Consider the following 23,893-nt stretch of genomic DNA (forward strand, 5'->3'; position numbering starts at 1 on the left):
ACAATAATGAGGTTTAATAATGAAACAAGTGATGATTTTAAGCGGGGCAGGTTTGTCTGCTCCAAGTGGTATAAAGACTTTTAGAGCTAGTGGTGGGCTTTGGGAAGAGCATGATGTGATGGAAGTTTGCTCTGCAACTGGCTTTAGAAAAAATCCTAAAAAAGTTTTGGAATTTTACAATAAAAGAAGAAAAGAACTAGCTAGTGTTAAGCCAAATCACGCACATGAAATCATCGCTTTATTAAAACAAAAATTTCCAAAACAAATTAGCATTTTAACGCAAAATGTAGATGATTTATTAGAGCGAGCAGGTTGTGAAGAAGTGGTGCATTTGCATGGCTTTTTACCTGAGCTTAGGTGTTTAGAGTGTGAAAATATTTTTAACATAGACTATGAAAGTAGTGATGATAAAATTTGTCCTAAATGTCAAAGCAAAAGTGTAAGGCACAATATCGTGATGTTTGAAGAAATGGCACCAAATTATAAAATTTTATATGAAAAATTACAAAATTGTGATTTATTTGTATGTATAGGCACAAGCGGGCAGGTTTTACCCGTGGGAGAGTATGCAAGAGTATGTAAGCAAAGTATATTAAACAATCTTGATGAGGATAAATATTTAGAAAGTAATTTTACTAAAGTTTATATAGAAGATGTTTGCACAGCCATTGATAAAATCAAAACCGATATAGAAAATTTCTTGGAAGCAAAATGTTAGAAGTAATCTTACAAGGCATAGTTTTAGGTATGGGTGTGTCTGTGCCTTTTGGACCTGTGAATATTTTGATCTTAAATACTGCTTTGTCTTCTTTTAAAAATGCTTTTTGCGTTGGGCTCGGTGCTTTAAGTGCTGATATACTTTTTTTGATTTTGATTAATCTTGGGCTTTTAAGCTTTGCAAATAATGAATTTTTTTATAAAATACTAGCGGTTTTTGGTTTTTTCTTTTTGAGTTTTATGGTATTTTTAATGCTAAGAAAAACAAGAAAAGTCGATCTTAACAAGGTAAATAAAACACATCCTTTAAAAGGTTTTAGCAAAGGATTTTTCTTAAATGTTACAAATCCTTATGTTATAGGCTTTTGGGTGAGTGTAGCAGGGCTTAGCATGCAGAGTAAAAACTCTTTTGCCTTGCTTTTTGGTTTGGTGGGTTTTATTGTGTTTTGGATTTTTACTCTATCGTTTTTTGTGTCTAAATTCAAAGCACTTGTAAAAAACAAACATATATTTTACATTAATCTTTTTTCAGCATTTATTTTAGAGTATTTTGCTCTTTCTGTGCTGTATAAAGCTTTTATAGGATAGAACATGCAAGTAGTTGAAATTTTTAAAGAATTGAGCAAATTTAAATCCATCACCCCAGATGATGATGGAGCATTAAATTATATTGCAGTGGAGTTAAGTGATTTTGAAGCTTTTTTTATAGAAAAAGAAGGTGTGAAAAATCTTTTGCTGACTAAAAAATTTAGTGATGATGGCGAGCATTTAGCTTTTGGCGGGCATGTAGATGTAGTGCCTGCAGGAGAGGGTTGGAGCAGTGATCCTTTTGAGCCTTTAGAAAAAGATGGATTTATTTATGCAAGAGGCGCACAAGATATGAAAAGTGGCGTGGCTGCTTTTATGTGTGCAGTTAAGGAGGTAGAAAATTTCAAAGGAAGAATTTCACTGATTTTAACAAGCGATGAAGAAGGCGAGGCTAAATTTGGCACGCTTGAAGTGCTTAAATTTATGCAAGAAAAAGATATGCTACCTGATTTTGCTGTGGTTGCTGAGCCAACCTGTGATAAAAAATTTGGAGATAGTATTAAAATAGGGCGTCGTGGTTCTATCAATGCAAAATTACTCATCAAAGGTAAGCAAGGCCATGTGGCATACCCGCAAAAATGCATTAATCCTGTGCATAATTTTGCTTTTGCTTTGAAATTTTTAGCAGGTTTTGATCTTGATCCAGGCGATGAGGTATTTGCACCATCTAAAATCGTTATTACTGATATACGCGGTGGTATGGAAGTGTGTAATGTAACCCCAAATGATTTAAAATTGATGTTTAATGTAAGAAATTCTCCACAAACTAGCTTAGAAGATGTAAAAGCTTATGTAGAAAAGACTTGTGAAGGACTTGATTATGAGTTGAGCATAAATCAAAGTTCAAAGCCTTTTTTAACACAAAGTGACTCTAAAATCGTACAAAAACTAAATGAGAGTGTGCAAAAAATCACTCAAGTAGTGCCAGAACTTAACACCAAAGGTGGTACAAGTGATGCGAGATATTTTGCTGAGTTTGGTGTGAAGGTGGTAGAATTTGGCGTGTGTAATGATAGAATTCATGCAATTGATGAAAGAGTGAGTATAGAAGAGCTTGAAAAATTGTATTTAGTTTTTAAAGATTTATTAGAGAATTTTAACTAGGAAAAGCATGGATGTAATAGGAATTTAGAGTAGCCTCTCATTTAAGAGTATCTTGCAGCTACCGGCAAGTTAGCCCTCTAAACTTCTAAAATTATATCATTAATTTTTTAAAATGGAGTAATAGGAAGTAAAATGTCTTTTGAGCTTGATGTAAGTAGCTATGAAAAAATAGAAAAGCTATTTATCAATTTTAAATTAAAATGTGATTTTAAATTTAGAACGATAAAAGGGATTAATGTTTTGCATTTTGGATATTTGTGGGGAGCTTGCAAAGAAGCACAAAAGATTTTAGAAAAAAATCAAAAATGTGAAGATTTGTTTGAGCTAATTATGAAAATTTATTCCAAAAGACGCAAAAATCATCAAGCAAATTTTTTACTTTTACAATGTTATGAAAATGCTCTAAGAAGTACTTTAGCAGTAAAAATAGTAAATTTGTATAATAAGTTAGATGATGATTGGTTTAAATCTAGCGAAGAGGTTTTTAATCCTGCTTTAAAAAGTCTTTTAAAAAAAGTTAAAAAGAGATGTCAAAAAATAGATGAATATAATAGCACTTGGCAAATTTTTGATGATTTTTGTCTGATTGATTTAGAAGAGATATTAATAGATCATTGGAGTGAATTTGCTTATATATTTAAAGATAAAAAAATATATAAAAATCAAGTCTTACCAAGTTTTGGCACCAAAGAATACCTTAAAACAAAACTAAGCCAAATAAGAAAAGCTAGAAATGAAACCTATTATAATAAACCTACAAAAATAAAATTTAAAAAAGATTTGGAAATTTTACTTTTGAGATTTGGTTATAATTTAGAAGATGCTATTGATATTGGAGAGATAAAAGAAGCTATTATTTTAAGATTTAATTATAATAATGTAAGTGAGTAAGTATTTTAAGTAAAATAAGTAAAGGTTTTAAATGATTATCAATGGGCAAAAGCTTGAGTTAAAAGAGCTTAGATTTATGGATTATGTTAAAGAAAAGCAATTAAAAATAGAATTTATTGCCTTAGAATTAAACGGAGAAATTATCCCAAGGGATAAATTTGAAAATTTGATTTTAAAAGAAAATGATAAAGTAGAGATTGTTACTTTTGTAGGTGGTGGTTGATGAGAATTAAATTTAATGGTAGTATGATAGACACGCATTTTAAAAACACTTTGGAATTTTTTCAAAGTGTGAGTAAAAATGAAAATGATGTATGGATAGTCAATGGTTTTGCAACAAAAGAAAGTTTGGAGCTAAAAGAAAATGATGAGCTTTTTTGTATAGAAAAAAATACTTTACCACCATATGAAGCTCTTGATGCGATGATGAGGGCAAGACATACTCCAAAACTTCATGATAAGCTTAAAAAGGCAAGTGTGGCAGTGTGTGGACTTGGTGGACTTGGCTCGCATATAGCTATAAATTTAGCAAGAAGTGGGGTTGGTAGGCTTCATTTGATTGATTTTGATGTGGTTGAGCCAAGTAATCTTAACCGTCAAGCTTATATGGTGGAAGATTTAGGTAAATTTAAGGCTGAAGCTTTAAAAGATCAAATCGCTAAAATTAATCCTTTTATAGAAGTATTTGCACAAGTTTTAAAAATAGAAAAAGAAAATATAGCCAAACTTTTTGCAGATGATGATATAGTTTGTGAAGCCTTTGATAGTGCAAAATACAAAGCCCTTTTAGCGCAAAATTTTCACCAATACTATCCTCAAAAAACATTAATTTGTGCTTCTGGCTTAGCAGGATATGGCGATAGCAACAGCATACAAACAAGAAAAATTGCAAAAAACTTTTATGTTTGTGGTGATTTAAAAAACGAGGCAAAGGTAGGCAATGGACTTATGGCACCGCGTGTAAATATTTGTGCAGGACATCAAGCAAATTTAGTTTTAGAACTTTTAGTGAGCGAGTAATGGAAAAATTAAAAATAGGAAAATATGAGTTTAATTCCAGGTTTATTTTAGGTTCTGGAAAATTTTCTTTTGAGCTTATAAAATCAGCCATTGAAGAAGCAAAAGTGGAGATTATCACCTTAGCTTTGCGTAGGGTAAATGATAAAGGTGTAGAAAATATACTTGATTTTATCCCAAAGCACATTAAGCTTTTGCCTAATACTTCAGGTGCAAGAAATGCTAATGAGGCATTGCGTATAGCAAGACTTGCAAGAGAGCTTGGTTGTGGAGATATGATTAAAGTTGAAGTAATTAGCGATAGTAAATATTTATTACCGGATAATTATGAAAGTGTAAAAGCAGTAGAACTTTTAGCAAATGAGGGTTTTACACCTTTAGTTTATATGTATCCTGATTTATATGCAGCGCGTGCTATGGCTAATGCAGGAGCTGCTGCTATAATGCCTCTTGGAGCTCCTATAGGAAGCAATAAAGGCTTAAAAACTAAAGAATTTATACAAATTTTACTTAATGAAATTAGCTTACCTGTTATAGTAGATGCAGGCATAGGAAATCCCGCACAAGCTTGTGAAGCCATGCAAATGGGAGTAAGTGCAGTGATGGCAAATACTGCTATAGCTCAAGCTAAAGATGTAGCAAAAATGGCAAAGGCTTTTGCTTTGGCTATAGAGGCAGGACATAATGCGTATTTAGCAGGTATAGCAAATGAAAGCATGCCAAGTGCAAGCTCGCCTTTGAGTGGTTTTTTAAGAGATTAAAATGCAAAAATATCCTCATATGCAAAGTATTGAAAGTGAAATTTTAACCAAGGTTTTAAAAGAAGTTGAAATTTTTGATGAAAGTAAATTTAGCGCTTTTGATGTAAAACAAGCTTTAGTTAAAGATTATCTTAACATAGAAGATTTGAAAGCTTTGCTTTCAAGCGCAGCAGAAGATTTTATAGAAGATTTAGCACAAAAATCAAGCAAGATTACTCAAAAATATTTTGGAAATTCCATTTCGCTTTTTACACCTTTATATCTTTCTAATTTTTGCAATAGCAAATGCACTTATTGTGGGTTTCAAAAAGGAAATAACATTAAAAGAGCTAAGCTAAATGAGGCTGAAATTCACAAAGAAATGCAAGAGATTAAAAAAAGCGGCTTGGAAGAAATTTTACTCTTAACAGGTGAGGGTAGGGAATATGCTAGCGTAGAATATCTTGCCAAAGCTTGTGAGATAGCAAAAGAGTATTTTAAGGTTGTTGGAATTGAAGTTTATCCTATGAATGTAGATGAGTATACATTGCTTCATGAAAAGGGTTGTGAATATGTAAGTGTTTATCAAGAAACTTATAATCAAAAAACTTATTCTAAAATTCATATTGAAGGTGAAAAAAGTGTATTTGAGTATCGTTTTCATGCACAAGAGCGAGCGTTAAAAGCAGGTATGAGAGGGATTGCTTTTGGAGCTTTACTTGGCGTGGATGATTTTAGAAAAGATGCTTTTGCTACGGCTTTACATGCGTATTTTTTACAGCAAAAATACCCTCATGCTGAAATAGCTTTATCTATCCCTAGATTAAGACCTATTATCAATAATAAAAAAATTCATCCAAAAGATGTAAGTGAAACAAGGCTTTTGCAGGTTTTATGTGCTTATAGATTATTTTTACCTTTTGCAAGTATTACGATTTCTACGCGTGAAAGAGCAGGATTTAGAGACGGGGTTATTAAACTTGGAGCTACTAAAATGAGTGCAGGTGTAAGCGTGGGGGTAGGTGAGCACCAAGGTAATAAAAAAGGTGATGATCAGTTTCAAATTAGTGATATGCGTAGTGTTGATGAGGTTTTAGCTATGTTAAAAAATGCAAATTTACAAGCTATAATGAGCGATAGTATTTATGTGGGATAAAAAAATCATTGCTATTAGCGATAGTCAAAATACCCAAGGAGATTTTTTAAATTTTATTGAAAAACTAAGTCAAAGTAGTATTGATGCTTTAGTGCTTAGAGAAAAACATTTGGATGAGTTAGAATATACTAAATTAGCCAAAGAAGTATTAAAAATTTTTAATAAAACTCAAAAAATTTGCTTTTTGCATTATCATTATGAAGCTTGTTTAAAATTAAATCATCAATTTTTTCATGCTCCCTTAATAATTTTACAAAATTACCCACAAAGTTATAAAAAATTTGAGCTTTTGGGTACTTCTATCCATTCTAAAGAAGAATTAGATTTAGCTTATAAGTTTAAAGTAAATCATGCTTTTTTCGGACATGTATTTGAAAGCTCATGTAAGGCTGATTTAACACCAAAGGGTATAAAAAATTTAAAAGATTTGTTAGAAGTTTCAAAAATACCCATTTATGCTATAGGTGGGATAAATATCCAAACTATAAATCATTTAAAAGATTTAAATTTAGCAGGCGTATGTATAAGAGAAGCTTTGTATAAAAGTAAAGATGTAAAAAACTATGTTTTAAAGTGTAAAGATCTTTTAGTCCAAAAGGACTAAAAGATTATAGCCAGAAAAAGTATGCAATTACTGCAAGTGCGATTGAGCAAAAGATATTTAATATAATCCCAACTTTTACCATTTCTTGTTGTTTAATATGTCCTGTACCAAAAACTATAGCATTTGGTGGTGTAGCAACTGGTAGCATGAAAGCACAAGAAGCACCAATAGCAATGATTAAAGCAAGTCCTAAAGCAGGAACGCCTAAAGTATCTGCTATAGAGATAAATAAAGGCACAAGTAAGGCTGCTGAAGCAGTATTTGAGGTAAATTCAGTTAAAAATACTATAAAAAATGCCACAATTAAACCTATAATAAATAAATGTCCATTTTCTATAAATGAAATGATAGTATCAGCCATTACTTTACTAGCGCCAGAATCTCTTAATACTACACTTAAAGTGATACCTCCACCAAAGAGCATTAATACACCCCAATCGGTATTTTTTTGTATATTTTTCCAATCAATTACTTTAAAAGCACATACTAAAACAGCAGCCAATAAAGCAATAATTGCATCAAGATTTGCTATTTTGTGTCCAAAAATACTTGTGATGATAGGACTGATATTACCACTAAAAATCCAAGATAGTGCAACGACTAAAAAGATTATTAAAGTGATGATTCTAGGTCTTGTAAGTTCTATATTTTCAGTATGTAAATCAACTTGTAGATTAAATTTAGGTTTAAACATAAAGTATAAAATTAAAATCATTGCAGGTAGGAAAATTAAAACAATAGGAATTCCGTATTTTAACCATTGTGCAAAAGTAATGTGTAATTGAGTGGCAACGATTGCATTTGGTGGAGTTCCTACTATGGTGCCTATACCACCTATACTCGCACTAAAAGCTATACCTAAAAGGATGAAAACATAAGTATTTCTATCTTTTTGCGGATCAAGTGAAGCTAACATACCTATAGCAAGCGGAAGCATCATAGCTGCTGTTGCGGTATTACTCATCCACATGGATAAAAATGCAGTAGTGATAAAAATATACAAACTAGAAAGGCCTAAATGCCCTTTTGCTAATGTTAAAATTTTATGTGCAATAAGTTTGTCTAATTTTTGATGATGCATAGCTGCGGCCAAAGCAAAACCACCAAAAAATAAAAAGATATTAGAATCAGCAAAACCTGTTAAAGCTTTAGCGGTGGGTAGTAATCCCAAAATAGCAGCTAAAACAGGTACTAAAATAGCTGTAATAGTAACATGCAAAGCCTCACTAAGCCATAAAACGGCAATAAAAATTAACAAAGATAAACCTTGGTTTACTTTAGTTTCACCAAAAGGGGAAAAATAAAGCAAAGCGATAAATAACACTAAATCAGCAACGACTATAAGTGTTTTTGTATTTGAACTCATTTAACAACTCCTTTAAAATATTGCAGTTTTGTAACATATTCTAAATGAATTTTCTTTTAAATATCAATTTTTGTATAAAATTTTTTCAATAAAATTATTCTTGTGTGAAAAAAAGTAAGTTTTAGTAAAATTTATTTGTTTTTGGTATAATTTTTGCTAATTAAAAATCATAAAATAATAAAGATGATTCTAAGGAAAAAAGATGTTAAAAAAAGTATTTGTATTTGTTTTAGCTTTATTTTTTAGTGCATGTGCTGTAAATTCTAAAAATCAAAGTGTTGCAAAAGTTAATGAGCTTATAAAAATTCAAGCACAATGTTATAATCCTTCTGATTCTAAAGCATATGAAGCAAAAATTAAAGGCCTTGTGTATATTAGTGATGTGGGACTTAAGTATTGCACAAATAAAAGAACAATTGATAAAAGTGCTTCCTTAAAAAAAGTTTATATTCATAGGGTATATGATTTAAATGAGAATTTAAAATATTCTTCTTCTAATGGAAGTAATTATTACATCAATGAAAATTTCAACTATTATTTTTATGTGTTTTTAAAAGAAGAATTAGAAAATAGAGGTATAGTTGTAGTAGAAGATACACAAGATTCTCCTTATGTTTTAAGAGTAGATTTAAGTTTTAATGATTTTTATTCTAAATTTGATTCTAATTCTTTATTTTCAATTATTGCTAGTCAATTGACACTAAAAGATATTAATACCAATAAAACTATTAATATTAAAACCAAACAAGAAGTTAAAGGTTTTTATAATATCAAAGATCTACCTTTTTTCACTCAGCTTCTTATAAAACAAGTGGCTAATAAATCTGCAGATATTATCAGCTCTTTGTGAGGTGTTTTAATTGCCATGGATTTTCCTTTGCGAGTTTTTGTCCAGCTTGCAAGGAAGAGCTTTTAGAATATTCTTTAGGTATAAGAGAACTTGAGGGAAATTTTAAAGTTTATTATTTTTATCAATATGAGCAAATTAAGCATTTGATTTATTTTAAACACAAATTTCAAGGCTATTTTGTTTTAAATGCTTTAGCAAAATTGAGTTTTGCTAAATTTGAGGATTTTTTTCAACCATCTTGTAAAATTAATGCTATAGCTTTAGATGATAAAACATATAAAAATTACTCTCATACTGCTATTTTAACTAAATACTTAAATACTAAATTTATAAAACCTATGTATCACACCTTGCAAGCTAGTTCAGAATTTAAATATAGTGGTAAAAGTTTGAAATTTCGTAAAGATAATAAAAGATCTTATAAGCTTTTAAAGCGTCCAAAATATCCTGTAGTTTTAGTAGATGATGTGATAACTACTGGATTAAGTTTATTAGAGGCAAAAGAGCTTTTAGAAAAAAATAATATTGAAGTGCTTTTTGCTTTAGTTTTGGCTAATGCAAAATTTGATACAATATAGGCATTAATTTTAAGGATTTTTATGGAAAATATTTTTACTAAAGATTCAGATATTGAAAATATAGATATAGAAAGTTCTATAAAAAGTAGTTATTTAGATTATTCTATGAGTGTTATTATAGGCCGCGCCTTGCCTGATGCTAGAGATGGGCTTAAACCTGTTCATAGAAGAATTTTATATGCTATGAATGATTTAGGTGTTGGAAGTCGTAGTGCATACAAAAAATCAGCGCGTATAGTGGGTGATGTAATCGGTAAATATCATCCACATGGTGATACAGCTGTATATGATGCTTTAGTAAGAATGGCGCAAGATTTTTCTATGCGTTATCCAAGCGTAGATGGACAAGGAAACTTCGGTTCTATTGATGGTGATGGCGCTGCTGCGATGCGTTATACTGAAGCTAGGATGACGATTTTAGCTGAAGAGCTTTTGCGCGATATAGAAAAAGATACGGTTGATTTTATACCAAATTATGATGATTCTATGAGTGAGCCCGATGTTTTACCTGCTAGGGTCCCAAATTTATTGCTTAATGGTTCAAGTGGTATTGCAGTAGGTATGGCTACTAATATTCCTCCGCATAGCTTAAATGAGCTTATTGATGGTTTGCTTTATTTAATTGATAATAAAAACGCAAGTTTAGAAGAAATAATGCAATTTATTAAAGGACCTGATTTTCCAACCGGCGGTATTATCTTTGGTAAAAAAGGTATTATAGAAGCATACCGCACAGGTCGTGGTAGGGTAAAAGTAAGAGCAAAGACCCATATAGAAAAAAGAGCTAATAAAGATATTATCGTTATAGATGAACTTCCTTATCAAACTAACAAAGCAAGATTAATAGAGCAAATCGCTGAACTTGCCAAAGAAAAACAAATCGAAGGTATTGCTGAAGTTAGAGATGAGAGTGATAGAGAAGGAATTCGCGTGGTAATTGAGCTAAAACGCGATGCTATGAGTGAGATTGTGTTAAATAATCTTTTTAAATCTACCACTATGGAAAGTACTTTTGGTGTGATTATGCTTGCTATACATAATAAAGAGCCAAAAGTTTTTTCTTTAATTGAGCTTTTAAATTTATTCTTAAATCATAGAAAAACTGTAATTATTAGAAGAACTATTTATGAGTTGCAAAAAGCTAGAGCTAGAGCACATATTTTAGAAGGTTTAAAAATTGCACTAGATAATATTGATGAAGTGATAGCTTTGATTAAAAACTCTCCTGATAACCCAACGGCTAAAAATTTATTAATGCAAAAATTTGGTCTAAGCGAGCTTCAATCTAATGCTATTTTAGATATGAAATTAGGCCGTTTAACAGGTCTTGAGAGAGAAAAAATTGATAATGAATTAAGGGAATTATTAGCAGAAATAGAGAGGCTTGATCAAATTTTAAAAAGCGAAACTTTGCTTGAAAATTTAATCAAAGATGAGTTAAAAGAAATCAGAACAAAATTTGATGTACCAAGAATTACTCAAATTGAAGAAGACTATGATGATATTGATATAGAAGATTTAATACCAAATGAAAATATGGTAGTTACTATCACTCATCGTGGCTATATTAAGCGTGTTCCAAGTAAGCAATATGAAAAACAAAAACGCGGTGGTAAAGGCAAGGTTGCAGTTACAACTTATGATGATGATTTTATAGAAAGTTTCTTTACGGCAAATACACATGATACCTTGATGTTTGTTACTGATCGCGGACAGCTTTATTGGCTTAAGGTTTATAAAATTCCTGAAGGAAGTAGAACCGCTAAAGGCAAAGCCGTGGTTAATCTCATTAATTTACAAGCAGATGAAAAAATCATGGCAATTATTCCAACCACTGATTTTGATGAAAGTAAATCATTATGTTTCTTTACTAAAAATGGTATCGTAAAACGCACAAATTTAAGTGAATATCAAAACATTAGAAGCGTGGGTGTAAAAGCGATTAATCTAGATGAAAATGATGAACTTGTTACTGCAATTATCGTAGCAAGGGATGAAAATGAAACTCAAGAACAAAATTATGAAGAAAATTTAGAAAATGAAATGCTTGAACCTAATGAAGAGCTTGATAATACTATCGTTGGTAAAATGCTTTTTGCGGTTACTAAAAAAGGTATGTGTATTAAATTCCCACTTGCTAAAGTTAGAGAGATTGGCCGTGTAAGTAGAGGGGTAACTGCGATTAAATTTAAAGAAAAAGATGATGAGGTTGTGGGTGCTGTTGTTATAGAAAATGACGCTCAAGAAATCTTAAGCGTAAGTGCAAAAGGTATAGGTAAGCGTACTGATGCTGGAGAATATAGACTTCAAAGTAGAGGTGGTAAGGGTGTTATTTGTATGAAACTTACTGCCAAAACAAAAGATTTAATCGGTATAGTCATAGTTGATGAAAGTATGGATTTAATGGCATTAACAAGTAGTGGTAAGATGATACGCGTTGATATGCAAAGCATTAGAAAAGCAGGTAGAAATACAAGTGGTGTAATTGTTGTTAATGTTGAAAATGATGAGGTTGTAAGCATTGCTAAGTGTCCTAAAGAAGAAGATGAGGAGTTAGATGCTGAAACTAATATGGATTTAAATTTAGAATAGTAAAATTATTGGAATGCTTTTTGCTGTTTTAATAAAATCAAATAAATTGAAGGTGTAAAAAATGAAAAAAGTTATTTTTATGTTTTGTTTAGCTTTGGGTTTTAGTGCTTGTGCACTAGATCAAAGAGGTGTGAATCCAAATCAGACTCAAGCAGCAAATTCTGATGTTGTGGTTCAAAAAGTTGATAAAGATGATGTGCGTAACATCATTAGAGAAGAAAAAATGCTTGCAAATGATACAAGCACAGACAATGATCTAACTTTTACAGCGGTGGGTGAGGGTATTGCTCCTTTAAATACGGTTTCAGTTGGTCAAGCTTTGGCTTTAGCTAAAAGAGCGGCAATTACCGATGCTTATAGACAATTAGCAAGTAAGTTGTATGGTGTCAGAGTTAATGGTAAAGATACAGTAAAAGATGCAATGCTTAAAAGCTCAACTATTACAGCACAGGTAAATGGTTTGATTAAAAATGCAAGTGTTGTAGATCAAGACTTTAAAGATGGTCTTTATAGAGTAAATGTAGAACTTAAAATCGATGCTGACAAGTGGAAAGAATTGTTTGCTTATTAATCCTCATAATTTTTAATGCTACTGCCCAAGATGAATTTATATTTTGGGCAGAACTCTCTAATAAAAATTTTATCCTTTATCATCAAAATGAAACTATTTCTATGGCTATGACTAAAAGCAAAAAAAAGAATTTAGAATATGCTTGTGAGTTAGTTTATACACCAAGTGATTTAAAATCTTTAATACGCAATGATTTTGGTATGGTGGCTGAAGAAAAGATGACAAAGTTAGATAAATTTAACTTTTTAAATAATCATAAAAATGATTTAATTGATTGCTTTTTTAATTCAAAAATAGATGTAAAAGATTTTGTAAAAAGTGAACAAGCAAGCGCACAAAGTGAAACTTATGTGAGAATTTTGCCACTAAGATTTATAGTTGAATTTCATGATAATAGTGCCTTTGTATATTATCTTAAATAAATACAAAGCTTGCTTTTATAAAAATCAAGTTAAAATACTTAAAAAAATATTAAGAGTAAAAGATGTATAAAAGTATCCCTCGTTATTTATTATTTAAATATCTGCGTTTTGATAAAGATCAACCCTTTATTATGCTTTCAAAAATTTTAGCCTTTTTAGGTGTAAGTATAGGACTTTGTGTGCTTTTAGTTGCAATGGCTATTATGAATGGCTTTGATAAAGAATTTGAGAGAAAACTTTTTACTATGAATTACCCTATCACTATATTACCGCGTTTTGGGGCAAATGTAGATGATAAATTATTGCAAGAATTAAGAAGTAAATTTCCAAATTTATTATTTAGCCCTTATATTGCTACTCAGGTTATAGCAAGAAATGATTTAAAATTGGAAGGCGGTATGCTTTTTGGGGTTAATTTTGAAGATGAAAAAAAGATCAATGAGGTAGTAGCTCAAGCTTTAGAAGATAAAAAATTAGATAATTTTGATATTTTAATTGGTAAGGGTTTAAAAGATGAATTTGGACTTGATTATAATGAAAAAATTACCTTAATTTTTTCTAATCTTAATGCAAGTGGACTTTCGCTTATTCCAAAAGTTAAAAGATTTGATGTTATGGCTGATTTTTCTTCAGGTTTGTTAGCTTATGATAAAGCTTATATGTATACAGATGTAAAAGCTTTAGCTAAGATTTTGTCATATCCCCAAGGAAGTTATGATGGGGTACATGTATATTCAAATAAGCCTTTTGAGGATATTAAACAAATTGAAGCTTTCTTGGGTGCAAGATATGCTAGTATAGGTTGGTGGGAGCAAAATGGAAATTTCTTTGCAGCATTAGCTTTAGAAAAAAGAGCTTTGTTTATAGTATTGATGTTGATTATTTTGGTCGCAAGTTTAAATATAGTAAGTTCTTTATTAATGATAGTAATGAATCGTCGTAGCGAGATAGCTTTGTTGCTTTCTTTAGGAGCTAGTAAGTTAGAGATTAAAAAAACATTTTTTTCTTTAGGATTTTTGATAGGTGGAAGTGGTATCGTAGCAGGTGTGATACTTGCAGCTATTGCTTTGTGGGTACTTGGAAATTTTGACATTATTTCTTTACCAAGTGATGTTTATGGCATGAGTAAGCTACCTTTGGAGCTTTCTTTTGTTGATTTTTGTACTACGATTTTTGGTGCTATTATGATTGTAAGCTTGTCTTCTTATTATCCTGCTAAAAAAGCAACACAAGTAGATATTTTAGATACTTTAAGAAACGAATAAATTGAGAAATTTATTCGTTTAAGAATTTTTGAATTTCATTGAAAAAGCTTTCATAACTAATATCTTTAATGGTTTTAATAAATTTTCCATTCTCATCAATCAAATAAAATTCGCCACTATGTGCTATAGAATATCCCATAGCAGAATCTTTAAGATTGATTTTTTCATATACTACGCCATAATTTTTAGTAACTTTTTCTAATTCTTTTTCATCTTTAGCAACCAATGCAGTTGAATTTGGGTAAAAATACTTAACCCATTGGCTAGTTTGAGTTAAGTTGCTATCTCTTGCTGGATCTAGTGAGATAAATATCACATGAGCTTTTTCTTTATTTGGCATTTTTTCTAAAACATTAGCAATCAAGGCAAGCTCACTAGGACAGACATCAGGACAATATGTATAGCCAAAATATACAATTAGTTTTTTACCGATAAAATCTTTTAGACTAAGTATGCCTTTTTCAGAATTTAAGTGAAAATTGTATTTGTTGTTTTCAAAATACTGCACAGATATAAAAAATACTCCAAAAATTACCACAATTAATAAAAAAATATTTATTTTTTTCATATTTTACCTCTTTACATCAAAGTCAAAATAAAAACCTAGTGGAGTTTCATCATCAAAAAGCTCTATTCTAAAACGCATTATATCTAGAGTGCAAGAACTTAAAACTAATTTAGCATGATAAGTATTGTTTATTTTTTTAAATTGTGGAACAATATCTCCCATATACATATTAAGTCCATAAACCCTAGCATTAAGTTTTTTAAACTCACCTAAATTGGTAATATTTAAATCAAGCTCATTTAATGTAGTAATAGGCTTTGGATTTAAATTTACTAAGACTTTTTTATCCTTAAAATTGTATTCACATTCTTGAATGTTTAGATCACATGTTAGAGGTGTTAAAGTGGTAATTAATTCTCTCTTTTTTCCGGTATTTGATGAATTGGTGTAAAAATAAGCCCCGCATATAGCAAAGACTATAGCTAAGGCAAAGACAAGTAGATTTTTCATTATTTTTTAATGCTTCTTGACTCGATATCTTTTAGTTCAATTGTGCTATTATCATCAAAATAAAGAGTTAGATTGGCCTTTGTTTGCGGTGTGATATTTTCTTTGAGATTTAGTATCATAATGTGCATCCCACCAGGTTTAAGTTCAGTGCTTGAATTAGCTTTTATTGTGATTTGAGGAATTTGAACCATCATTTTTTTACCATCCTTCATAATATGATCATGAATTTCAGCTGTATCGCTTAATGAACTTTGAGCTTTTATGAGTTTAATATCTTTGTTTGAGTTGTTTTTAAGTTCTAAAAAAAATGCCGTTGTTTTAGAATTAGGTGGAGTTTGTCTTACATAAGGATCATTTATAGTAATTTGATTTGAAAAAGCAAAAGTGCTTAATATGGCTAAACTAAGTAATTTTTTCATTATTTTTCCTTTTTTTGTTTTTGGTTATTTGTAAACATTATACACGGAAAAAATTAAAAATATATTTATTGTAAAAATATTATAATTAGCTCTTTGTTGTTTTAATTTTTAATAGAAAGGTGAAAATTGTTTAAAATTATATTAGCATTGTTTAGTTTGGCTGTGTTTGCAAATGCAAATAATCTTGCAAAAATTTATCTAAACGAAGGTATTGATGCAGTTGAAAGGGTATTGGAGCAAGAGTTAAGTAAAAAAGATTTTTGGCTTGATGAGATAAAAGACAAAAATATTAGTTTAGGATATTATGAGGAAAATGTTGCAATAGTTTTAACAAATAAAAGTGATAAAATTATTAGAGTTTATCACTACAATGATGGAAAAGTAGAAAAGAAATTTATCCAAAGGGATGTTTTAACAGGTTTAGCTGGAGATAAAGAAGTAGAAGGAGATTTAAAAACTCCAATAGGTTTTTACGAACTTGGAAAGAAATTTTATCCTGGTGATCCATATTATGGCCCATTTGCATTTGCAACAACTTACCCAAATGTTTTAGATAAAACTTTGGGTAAAACAGGTGGTGGTATTTGGATTCATGGCTATCCTTTAGATGGAACACGCTTGGATACTTATAAAACTAGAGGTTGTATTGCTGTGCATAATGATTTATTGGAAGATTTTAATAAATTAGTAGCTGATAGAAAATCTTATGCAATGACAGAAGAGAAAAATAAAGTAAGAGCAACTCATGATGAAATAGCGATTTTACTAGCTAATTTATTTGCCTGGAAAGATAGTTGGCAAAAAAGTGATATAAATAAGTATTTATCTTTTTATGATAAAAAAATTTTTAAACATAATAATAAATCCACTTATGAGCAATTTGCAAAAAATAAAGAAAGAATTTTTGCAAAGAGAGAAAAAAAGAGCATTAAATTTTCAGATCTTAGCATAAGTCCTTATCCAAATGATAAAAATGAGAAAATTTTTAGAATAGGATTTTATGAAGACTATCGTAGCACTAACTATAAATTCAAAGGAGAAAAAGTCCTTTATGTTAAGCTAGTTGAAGATAAAATGCAAATTTTAGCTGAACAATAATGGCATATATAAAAATTGATCGTTTGGCTTATGAGTATAATCTTGACTTAATAGCCTCTAAAGCAGGAGGTTATCAAAAAGTAATATGTGTTTTTAAAGATAATGCTTATGGACATGGAGCTAAGCTTTTAGCTCCTATAGCTAGAGCAAAAGGTATAAATTTTATAGCGGTAAAAAATGAAGCTGAAGCAAAAGAGCTTGAAGATATTTTTGATAATATCTTAATTCTATCCCATCATCCACATGGCAATGAAAGTGAAAAATTTATTTATGCTTTAAATGATAAAAATGATATTAAAAAATTCAAGCAAAATATAAAAATTCATTTAGTTGTAGATACAAATATGCATAGAAATGGAATTATACCTGAAGAAATTCAAGAAGTGATACAAGAACTACAAAGTAATAATTTAATACTTCATGGAGTGATGATGCACTTTGCAGGAAGTGATGAAATAGATGCTAGTTATTTTGTGCAAAAACAAAAATTTAAACAAGCTAAAGAGCTAATATATACTTTGCTTTGTGATGAAGCTAAAAAGCTTATATTTCATTCACATAATTCTGAAGCATTATTTAGAGCAAGCGAGCTTGGGTGCGATGAGTATTGTAGAGTAGGGCTTGTGCAATTTGGCTATGCGCATTTTAATAAAGACTTACGCAAAGTTTTAAGTTTATGGGCTGAAAAATTAAGCCAAAGAGTGTTGAAAAAAGGTCAAAGTGTTGGTTATGGTGGTGTATATAATGCAAAAGAAGATCTTGAAATAGCAACTTATGATTTAGGTTACGCAGATGGGCTTTTGCGTTATGATGGAAAACAAGATTTTTTTCTTCCTAATGGTAAGAAATTGCTTGGAAAAATGTCTATGGATAGTTTTTCTTGTGAGAATGATGAAGATGAAATTTGTGTTTTAAATGATGCAAATATTATGGCTAGTTTTTTTAATACTATCAACTATGAAATTTTAGTCAAACTTTCTCCAAATTTGAAAAGAATTTTAGTTTAAGATAAAAAGAGTGTTAATATATCTAAAGAAAGGGCAAATATGGCATTTTTAAATTGGGCTATTTTAATTTTATTTTTATTTATAGTATTTTTATTGATAAATCGTTACGAGAGAAAAATAAAAATTTTATATAAAAATATTGAAATCTTGAAAAACGAGTGTAAAAAAAATAGTGAAAATATAGAAAAAAATAGAATTTTAATAGAAAAAAATAGATCAAATATCGAAGATATAAAAATTCAAGATTAATTTTTATCTTGAAGTATTTTTGCTATCAATTCTAATGGATGTAAAAAATGCGTGGAGGATTTTTCATGCTCTAATGCATTTGAAATTTGCATTCTACAAGCTGAACATTCTGCACTGATAATTTCCACATTGCTTTTTTGTATATTTTGAGCTTTTCTTATACCAACTTGCAAAGCTTTTTCATAGTGATCAGTTTGCATACTAACACCGCCAAAACCACAGCATTCATTTGAGTTAATAAGTTCTTTGAAAGTATAGTTTTGTTTAAGCAAGGCTCTAGGTTCTTTAAAAACACCTTGCATTTTTCTTGCATGACAAGGATCGTGGTATGCAATTTTTGTCTTTAATTTTTTCTTTGTTTTTAAAAGCTCTTCTAGTTTAGTATATTCATAAAAATATTTTGTTGCAAGTAGTATTTTACTAGAAATATTTTTAGCTCTTATAGCCCATTCTTCATCTTTTTGCATGTGGAAAAAATGTTCATAGTCTATACTAATCATCGCAGAACAGGTTGCTTCGGGGATAATGATATAATCTAGAGTTTTTAATTTTTCTTCAAAATAAACGATATTTTTTTTAGCTAAAATTTCTACACTTTTAAAATCTCCAGTAAAATAATGAGGAGCACCGCAACAAGATTGATCTTTTAATAAATCTACATTGATTTTAAGATGTTTACAAATTTCAAGCAAAGCAAAACCCGTATTTGTATAAGAGTAATTTGACAAGCAGCCTATAAAAAGTCCTATGGTTTTTTCACCTTGATTATTTATGAAATCAGGATTAGAAGCTAGAAAGCTTTTTTTAGCTAAAGAAGGAAGCAAACGATCTTTTTTGATTAAAGGTAGGTTAAATTTAGCTTTCATTCCCAAATTTTTATGTTGTAAACTAAAAGCACAGCTTTGGAAAACATAACCAAATCTTGCTAAAATATCTAGAATTTTTCTGCGTCTTAGAAAAAAGAAAGCAAGTTTTTTGTACCAAGCAATGCCAAATTTTTGTGCTATATCGTAACGCACTTTTTCAATAGCGCTATCCACTCTTAAATGGCTTGGACAAACTTCAACGCAATTTGTACACAAAAAACATGATTCAAATATTTTTTTAAGATTTTTATCAAGCTCTAGTTCTTGGTTTTCATAAGCACTGATTAAATCTAAAAAGCCACGAGGGGAAGTACTCTCATCACGATTTATTTCATGTATGGTGCAAACTGGTATGCATTTTCCACATTTTACGCAAGCATTAGAAATTTCATTAACATTTAACATATTAAACCGTTTTAGAGAAAACTTTTTTATCTTCGCTAATGCGTTTTAAATATTTATCAAAACACATAGCAATATTACGGATTAAAAGTACTCCTGTTTCATTAACTTTGATATGAGTTTTATCTATGTTGATAAATTCATTAAGTTTTTGGAGTTCTTCTAAATCTTGCTTAAAATATTCAAAAAAATCAATCTTAAATTTACTTTCAATATTTTTTATATTAAGAGCAAAATTACTCATAAGTTCCATAATAACAGCTTTTCTTAGTTCATCATCATCATCAAGCATGATACCTTTTTCGCAAGGCAATCGACCTTCATCGATAGCCTTTTCGTAGCTTGGCATATCTTTGAAATTTTGCATATAGTGTCTTTTACCTTCGCCTATACTTGTTAGGCCAATCCCGATTAAATCAGTTCCGCCTTTTGTAGTATAGCCTTGAAAATTTCTATGCAAACTACCATTTTCTAAGGCTTTAAAAAGTTCATCTTGTGGTTTTGCAAAATGATCCATTCCTATCATTTTATAACCATTTTGAGTTAAAAATTTTTCACAATATTCTAAAATTTGAAGTTTTACATCAGGACTTGGTAGAGTGTTTTCGTCAAATTTTCTCATATTTTTTTTAAGCCAAGGCACATGTGCATAATTAAAAATAGCAAAGCGATCGGGATTAATCAGCAGTGCTTTTTCTAAAGTTTGCTTAAAACTTTCTAGACTTTGATAAGGAAGGCCATAAATTAAATCCATATTTACTGAATTTATCCCTTTTTTTCTTACCATATCTACTGCATTTTTGGTAAGTTCAAAAGGTTGAATTCTATGAATTTCCTTTTGAACCTTTTCGTTAAAATCTTGCACACCAAAACTAATGCGATTAAAGCCATTTTGAATTAAAACATCAGCTTGTTCTTCATTTAAGAATCTAGGATCAATTTCACAACTTACTTCACTATCTTGGGTAAAATTTGGAAAAATGCTTTTTATTTTAAAAATCAAACTTTGCAATTGTTTAGCAGAAAAAAAAGTAGGCGTGCCACCACCAAAATGCATTTGAGCTACTTCCCTTTGTGTGTCAATGATATTTGCTAAAAGATCAAGTTCTTTAAAAAGATAATTTAAATATCTTTCTTTACTTTCTTCTTTTGCGGTATATATTACATTACAACCGCAAAAATAACAAGCACTCCTGCAAAAAGGCAAATGAAAATATAAAGATAATTGTGCTGTTTGTTGTTTTAAAATTTTTATATAGTCTTCATATTTAAAATGGGTGTTAAATTCTACTGCAGTAGGATAAGAAGTGTATCTAGGTCCTGCTTTGGAGTATTTAACAAAATTTTTATAATCTCTCATTTTTTGCCTTTTTGCATCATTTCTTTCATGTTTATAAATAAGTTAGGATGTTTTGTATGAATATTGCTGATTAATTGATCTAAATCAATATTAACTTCTTTTATACCTTTGGAAACTTGATGTTTAATCTCATCCATTGCAACTGTCCATACATCATTAAAGTCAATAGGAATTTGTTGATAGATAGCCTTTTCTAGTTTAAGTTCAAAATTATCCTTTTGTATCTTTTTGGCACTTTGTAAAAACTCAATCAGAGTTTTTACAGAAAACATAGTTTTAACTTCATCATTTTCATCTACTATAAACCATGGTTCGGGTGCTAAATTATGGCCATTTTTTAGACTTAACTTTTTTTCTTTATCGTTAATGTGGGTTAGATGAAATATAGTTTGATTGTGTTTTTCTATGCCCAAATGATTAGATAATTCATTGATTACATCTTGAGAGCTTTTTTTGCTTAGACTATTCAATCTCACTCCTTATTTGTTAATAATTTTGCAATTTCTTTTGCATGATAAGTTATGATAAGCTTAGCTCCAGCTCTTTTAAAAGCAAGCATAGTTTCAAGTACTATTTTTTCATAGTCAATCACACCTGCTTTTTGACCTGCTTTTAGCAAAGCATATTCCCCGCTTACATTATACACACAAAGTGGAAGTTTAGAATGATTTGCTATATCTTTTACTACATCTAAATACGCAAGTGCTGGTTTTACCATTAAGATGTCAGCACCTTGTTTTTCATCTTCTAAGCTCTCACATAAGGCTTCTTTACCATTGGTAAAATCCATTTGATAGGTTTTTCTATCTCCATAACTTGGTGCAGAATCAGCCACATCTCTAAAAGGCCCATAATAGGCTGAAGCAAATTTAGTAGAATAAGCCATAATAGGTAAATTTTCAAAACCATTTTCATCTAAAGTTTTTCTTAAAGTTTCAATAATACCATCCATCATGCCGCTTGGTGCTATCATATCTGCACCGTTTTTAGCATGAATTAGAGCTTGTTTGGCTGAAATTTCTAAAGTTAAATCATTATCTACACTTTTACTTTTTGGATCAATAATACCACAATGCCCATGATCAGTATACTCACAAAAACAAAGATCGGTAATTACTACCAAATTAGGAAATTTTGCTTTAATAGCTCTTAGACTTGTAGCAATCAAGCCATCATCGCTTAATGCATCACTTCCACAACTATCTTTTTTGGAACTTTCTAACACGCCAAATAAAATAATCGCTTTAATACCAAGATTAATTAACTCCTCACATTCTTTTAAAATTTCATCTAAGCTCATTTGAAACACACCTGGCATAGACGTGATTTCATTTTTAATATTAGCACCATTGATAACAAAAAGTGGATAGATTAAATCATCTAAATTTAAGGTATTTTCTTTTACTAAGCTTCTAATATTCTCATTAAGTCTTAATCTTCTAAAGCGTTTAAACATAAATTTCCTTTTTGTTTGTTAAAATTGTTTAAATTCTAGCATATTTTTTATAAAAAAGGTAAAGTAAAATAATGACTATTCAAATTTCTGAAATAGCAAAACTCCCCACTCGTTTTGGGGAATTTAATATACAAAGTTTTAAAGAAAATGATAAAGAACATCTTTGTATTTTTAAAGGAAAATTGGAAAAAGAAGTTAATATTAGAATCCATTCAGAATGTTTAACAGGGGATGTTTTGGGAAGCTTAAAATGTGATTGTGGAGAACAGCTTGATTTTTCTTTAAAATACATTCAAGAGCATAGTGGTATGGTGATTTATCTAAGGCAAGAAGGAAGAGGTATAGGACTTTTTAATAAAATTAATGCTTATGCTTTGCAAGATAAGGGTTTTAATACCATAGAAGCAAATCACCAATTAGGTTTTAAGGCGGATGAGCGTAGTTATGAAATAGTAGAATTTATACTTAAGCATTATAAGATTTCTAAAATTAACCTTTTAACTAATAATCCTGAAAAGCTAAATTCATTAAAAGAAAAAATTAATTTAAGAGTACCTATTTTAATAAAAGCAAATCGTTTTAATAAAGATTACTTAGAAATTAAATATACACAAATGGGACATCTAAATTGAAAAAATACGAAGAGCAATTAAATTTTTTAAAAGATTTTGCAAATAAAGATGATTTTTTTAAAAAAATCACGCTCTATAAAGAGTTGTTAGAAAAATTTAATGCTGTGCATAATTTAACTCATTTTGAAAATATAGATGAAAATATTATTGATAGTGTTAAAATTTTAGATTTTTATGATTTGAGTAATAAAAAAAAGATCATTGATATTGGAAGTGGGGCTGGTTTTCCTGCATTATTTTTAGCTTGTATTTTGCAAGATAATGAATTTTTTCTTTTTGAGCCTAGCGCTAAAAAGGCCTCATTTTTAAGGGTGGTTAAAACTGAACTTAATTTGATAAATGTAAATATCATAAAAGAAAAATTACAAAACTATCCACCTTTTAAAGTAGATTTAATTACTTCAAGAGCTTTAATGGATGTAAAACCTTTGGTAGAAATTTCAAATGGTTTTTATGATAAAAATACTTTATTTTTGCTTTATAAAGGAAGTGAAGTTTATGATGAATTGCAAGAATTGAAAGATTATCAAATTTTTAATCAAGGCTTTAGGAATTATTGTCTTTTAAAGATAAAGGAAAAACTATGTTAATTTTTGGACATCCTTTGATAAATATGCAAAAATTTAGTCATTATGAAAATATTTTTATCAAAACAAATGTAAATTGTTTTAACTATAATGAACAAAATATAAAAAGTGCAAAAGAGGAAAAAATAGATTTTGCTATATATGCCAAGAATGAGGAAGAAATTTTACTTTCTAATGCACTAGGAGCAAAATATATTTTAATAGAAGATGAGAGATTAGCAAAAATTGCCTCAAAAATGGCTGAGTTTTATATGTTTGACTCTAAAATTTTATTTTTACTTGATGTTTTAGATAATAATTTAAAAAAAGCTTATGAGTTAAGCGTTGATGGAGTGTGT

28 protein-coding genes and 1 pseudogene are annotated in these 23,893 nt (G+C 29.6%); 21 read left to right on the forward strand and 8 right to left on the reverse strand.

Annotation, left to right across the window (positions count from 1 at the left end):
• Positions 1 to 19: 19 nt before the first annotated feature.
• From L8X33_RS07365 to L8X33_RS07405, 9 genes are all read left to right on the forward strand, one after another.
• Positions 20 to 718, forward strand: a complete 699-nt coding sequence (locus L8X33_RS07365; RefSeq protein ID WP_220567304.1) for an SIR2 family NAD-dependent protein deacylase — start codon at positions 20 to 22, stop codon at positions 716 to 718.
• Positions 712 to 1,305, forward strand: a complete 594-nt coding sequence (locus L8X33_RS07370; protein ID WP_263670374.1) for a LysE family translocator — start codon at positions 712 to 714, stop codon at positions 1,303 to 1,305. Before L8X33_RS07365 ends, L8X33_RS07370 begins: the two co-directional genes overlap by 7 nt.
• Positions 1,306 to 1,308: 3 nt before the next feature.
• Positions 1,309 to 2,409, forward strand: coding sequence for a succinyl-diaminopimelate desuccinylase (gene dapE / locus L8X33_RS07375; RefSeq protein WP_263670375.1), 1,101 nt, complete (start codon positions 1,309 to 1,311; stop codon positions 2,407 to 2,409).
• Between the two features lie 132 nt (positions 2,410 to 2,541).
• Complete coding sequence (locus L8X33_RS07380; protein WP_263670376.1) at positions 2,542 to 3,300, forward strand: hypothetical protein; 759 nt, start codon at positions 2,542 to 2,544, stop codon at positions 3,298 to 3,300.
• Between the two features lie 31 nt (positions 3,301 to 3,331).
• Positions 3,332 to 3,523 (forward strand): sulfur carrier protein ThiS, encoded by a 192-nt coding sequence (thiS, locus tag L8X33_RS07385; RefSeq protein ID WP_066006795.1) that lies wholly within the window; start codon positions 3,332 to 3,334, stop codon positions 3,521 to 3,523.
• Complete coding sequence (gene thiF, locus L8X33_RS07390; RefSeq protein ID WP_263670377.1) at positions 3,520 to 4,320, forward strand: thiamine biosynthesis protein ThiF; 801 nt, start codon at positions 3,520 to 3,522, stop codon at positions 4,318 to 4,320. The genes thiS and thiF overlap by 4 nt, the downstream gene beginning before the upstream one ends.
• Complete coding sequence (locus tag L8X33_RS07395) at positions 4,320 to 5,078, forward strand: thiazole synthase (protein WP_263670378.1); 759 nt, start codon at positions 4,320 to 4,322, stop codon at positions 5,076 to 5,078. The genes thiF and L8X33_RS07395 overlap by 1 nt, the downstream gene beginning before the upstream one ends.
• 1 nt (position 5,079) lies before the next feature.
• The gene (gene thiH / locus L8X33_RS07400) at positions 5,080 to 6,213 is read left to right on the forward strand and encodes a 2-iminoacetate synthase ThiH (RefSeq protein ID WP_263670379.1); all 1,134 of its coding nucleotides are present in this window, start codon (positions 5,080 to 5,082) and stop codon (positions 6,211 to 6,213) included.
• Positions 6,203 to 6,817, forward strand: a complete 615-nt coding sequence (locus L8X33_RS07405) for a thiamine phosphate synthase (RefSeq protein WP_263662965.1) — start codon at positions 6,203 to 6,205, stop codon at positions 6,815 to 6,817. Before thiH ends, L8X33_RS07405 begins: the two co-directional genes overlap by 11 nt.
• A 4-nt stretch (positions 6,818 to 6,821) precedes the next feature.
• On the opposite strand, the gene L8X33_RS07410 is transcribed toward L8X33_RS07405, so the two are convergent.
• The gene (locus tag L8X33_RS07410) at positions 6,822 to 8,183 is read right to left on the reverse strand and encodes a DASS family sodium-coupled anion symporter (RefSeq protein WP_133319807.1); all 1,362 of its coding nucleotides are present in this window, start codon (positions 8,181 to 8,183) and stop codon (positions 6,822 to 6,824) included.
• A 202-nt stretch (positions 8,184 to 8,385) separates the two neighbouring features.
• On the opposite strand from L8X33_RS07410, the gene mapA reads away from it, so the two are divergent.
• From mapA to L8X33_RS07440, 6 genes are all read left to right on the forward strand, one after another.
• Entirely contained in the window at positions 8,386 to 9,033 is a 648-nt protein-coding gene (mapA, locus tag L8X33_RS07415; RefSeq protein ID WP_263662964.1) for an outer membrane lipoprotein MapA, read from the forward strand.
• The gene (locus L8X33_RS07420; protein ID WP_263670380.1) at positions 9,030 to 9,611 is read left to right on the forward strand and encodes a ComF family protein; all 582 of its coding nucleotides are present in this window, start codon (positions 9,030 to 9,032) and stop codon (positions 9,609 to 9,611) included. Before mapA ends, L8X33_RS07420 begins: the two co-directional genes overlap by 4 nt.
• 21 nt (positions 9,612 to 9,632) lie before the next feature.
• Positions 9,633 to 12,203 (forward strand): DNA gyrase subunit A, encoded by a 2,571-nt coding sequence (gene gyrA, locus L8X33_RS07425; RefSeq protein ID WP_263662962.1) that lies wholly within the window; start codon positions 9,633 to 9,635, stop codon positions 12,201 to 12,203.
• Between the two features lie 61 nt (positions 12,204 to 12,264).
• On the forward strand, positions 12,265 to 12,774 hold the full coding sequence (locus tag L8X33_RS07430; protein ID WP_133319811.1) for an LPP20 family lipoprotein: 510 nt from the start codon (positions 12,265 to 12,267) through the stop codon (positions 12,772 to 12,774).
• Complete coding sequence (locus L8X33_RS07435) at positions 12,750 to 13,196, forward strand: hypothetical protein (RefSeq protein ID WP_263659639.1); 447 nt, start codon at positions 12,750 to 12,752, stop codon at positions 13,194 to 13,196. The genes L8X33_RS07430 and L8X33_RS07435 overlap by 25 nt, the downstream gene beginning before the upstream one ends.
• Positions 13,197 to 13,258: 62 nt before the next feature.
• Positions 13,259 to 14,461 (forward strand): ABC transporter permease, encoded by a 1,203-nt coding sequence (locus L8X33_RS07440; RefSeq protein WP_263659638.1) that lies wholly within the window; start codon positions 13,259 to 13,261, stop codon positions 14,459 to 14,461.
• Positions 14,462 to 14,471: 10 nt separating this feature from the next.
• On the opposite strand, the gene L8X33_RS07445 is transcribed toward L8X33_RS07440, so the two are convergent.
• From L8X33_RS07445 to L8X33_RS07455, 3 genes are read right to left on the reverse strand one after another with little or no spacing between them, the layout of a single operon-like run.
• On the reverse strand, positions 14,472 to 15,029 hold the full coding sequence (locus tag L8X33_RS07445) for an SCO family protein (protein ID WP_263659637.1): 558 nt from the start codon (positions 15,027 to 15,029) through the stop codon (positions 14,472 to 14,474).
• 3 nt (positions 15,030 to 15,032) lie between these two features.
• Positions 15,033 to 15,479, reverse strand: coding sequence for a hypothetical protein (locus tag L8X33_RS07450; protein WP_133319815.1), 447 nt, complete (start codon positions 15,477 to 15,479; stop codon positions 15,033 to 15,035).
• Positions 15,479 to 15,898 (reverse strand): copper chaperone PCu(A)C, encoded by a 420-nt coding sequence (locus L8X33_RS07455; protein WP_263659636.1) that lies wholly within the window; start codon positions 15,896 to 15,898, stop codon positions 15,479 to 15,481. Before L8X33_RS07455 ends, L8X33_RS07450 begins: the two co-directional genes overlap by 1 nt.
• A 126-nt stretch (positions 15,899 to 16,024) precedes the next feature.
• Between L8X33_RS07455 and L8X33_RS07460 the strand changes: the two genes are divergently transcribed.
• Genes L8X33_RS07460 through L8X33_RS07470 form a run of 3 tightly spaced genes read left to right on the forward strand, consistent with a single transcriptional unit; the run spans position 16,025 to position 18,252 of the window.
• Positions 16,025 to 16,996: a L,D-transpeptidase family protein gene (locus L8X33_RS07460; protein WP_133319817.1), complete on the forward strand. Its 972-nt coding sequence runs from the start codon at positions 16,025 to 16,027 to the stop codon at positions 16,994 to 16,996.
• Positions 16,996 to 18,003, forward strand: coding sequence for an alanine racemase (locus tag L8X33_RS07465; protein ID WP_263662959.1), 1,008 nt, complete (start codon positions 16,996 to 16,998; stop codon positions 18,001 to 18,003). Before L8X33_RS07460 ends, L8X33_RS07465 begins: the two co-directional genes overlap by 1 nt.
• Positions 18,004 to 18,042: 39 nt before the next feature.
• The gene (locus L8X33_RS07470) at positions 18,043 to 18,252 is read left to right on the forward strand and encodes a hypothetical protein (RefSeq protein WP_133319819.1); all 210 of its coding nucleotides are present in this window, start codon (positions 18,043 to 18,045) and stop codon (positions 18,250 to 18,252) included.
• Here the strand turns inward: L8X33_RS07470 and L8X33_RS07475 are convergent.
• From L8X33_RS07475 to hemB, 4 genes and pseudogenes are all read right to left on the reverse strand, one after another.
• A complete protein-coding gene (locus L8X33_RS07475) occupies positions 18,249 to 19,523 on the reverse strand; it encodes a (Fe-S)-binding protein (protein ID WP_263666828.1) in 1,275 nt (424 codons plus the stop codon). The two genes, L8X33_RS07470 and L8X33_RS07475, sit on opposite strands and share 4 nt — an antisense overlap.
• A gap of 1 nt (position 19,524) precedes the next feature.
• Complete coding sequence (gene hemN / locus L8X33_RS07480) at positions 19,525 to 20,880, reverse strand: oxygen-independent coproporphyrinogen III oxidase (RefSeq protein WP_133319821.1); 1,356 nt, start codon at positions 20,878 to 20,880, stop codon at positions 19,525 to 19,527.
• Positions 20,867 to 21,350 (reverse strand): annotated as a pseudogene (locus tag L8X33_RS07485) (DUF2603 domain-containing protein). The gene hemN and the pseudogene L8X33_RS07485 overlap by 14 nt, the downstream one beginning before the upstream one ends.
• A gap of 2 nt (positions 21,351 to 21,352) precedes the next feature.
• The gene (gene hemB / locus L8X33_RS07490) at positions 21,353 to 22,336 is read right to left on the reverse strand and encodes a porphobilinogen synthase (RefSeq protein WP_263666827.1); all 984 of its coding nucleotides are present in this window, start codon (positions 22,334 to 22,336) and stop codon (positions 21,353 to 21,355) included.
• A gap of 71 nt (positions 22,337 to 22,407) precedes the next feature.
• On the opposite strand from hemB, the gene ribA reads away from it, so the two are divergent.
• The 3 genes from ribA to L8X33_RS07505 all read left to right on the forward strand — a co-directional run.
• Complete coding sequence (gene ribA / locus L8X33_RS07495; RefSeq protein WP_263662270.1) at positions 22,408 to 22,968, forward strand: GTP cyclohydrolase II; 561 nt, start codon at positions 22,408 to 22,410, stop codon at positions 22,966 to 22,968.
• Positions 22,965 to 23,558, forward strand: a complete 594-nt coding sequence (gene rsmG / locus L8X33_RS07500) for a 16S rRNA (guanine(527)-N(7))-methyltransferase RsmG (protein WP_133319825.1) — start codon at positions 22,965 to 22,967, stop codon at positions 23,556 to 23,558. The genes ribA and rsmG overlap by 4 nt, the downstream gene beginning before the upstream one ends.
• A partial coding sequence (locus tag L8X33_RS07505; protein WP_263670381.1) for a hypothetical protein occupies positions 23,552 to 23,893 on the forward strand: 342 nt, incomplete at its 3' end. The genes rsmG and L8X33_RS07505, both read left to right, overlap by 7 nt.

The sequence above is a fragment of the Campylobacter sp. CNRCH_2014_2849 genome, from assembly GCF_025772845.1.
Taxonomy (GTDB): Bacteria; Campylobacterota; Campylobacteria; order Campylobacterales; family Campylobacteraceae; genus Campylobacter_D; species Campylobacter_D lari_D.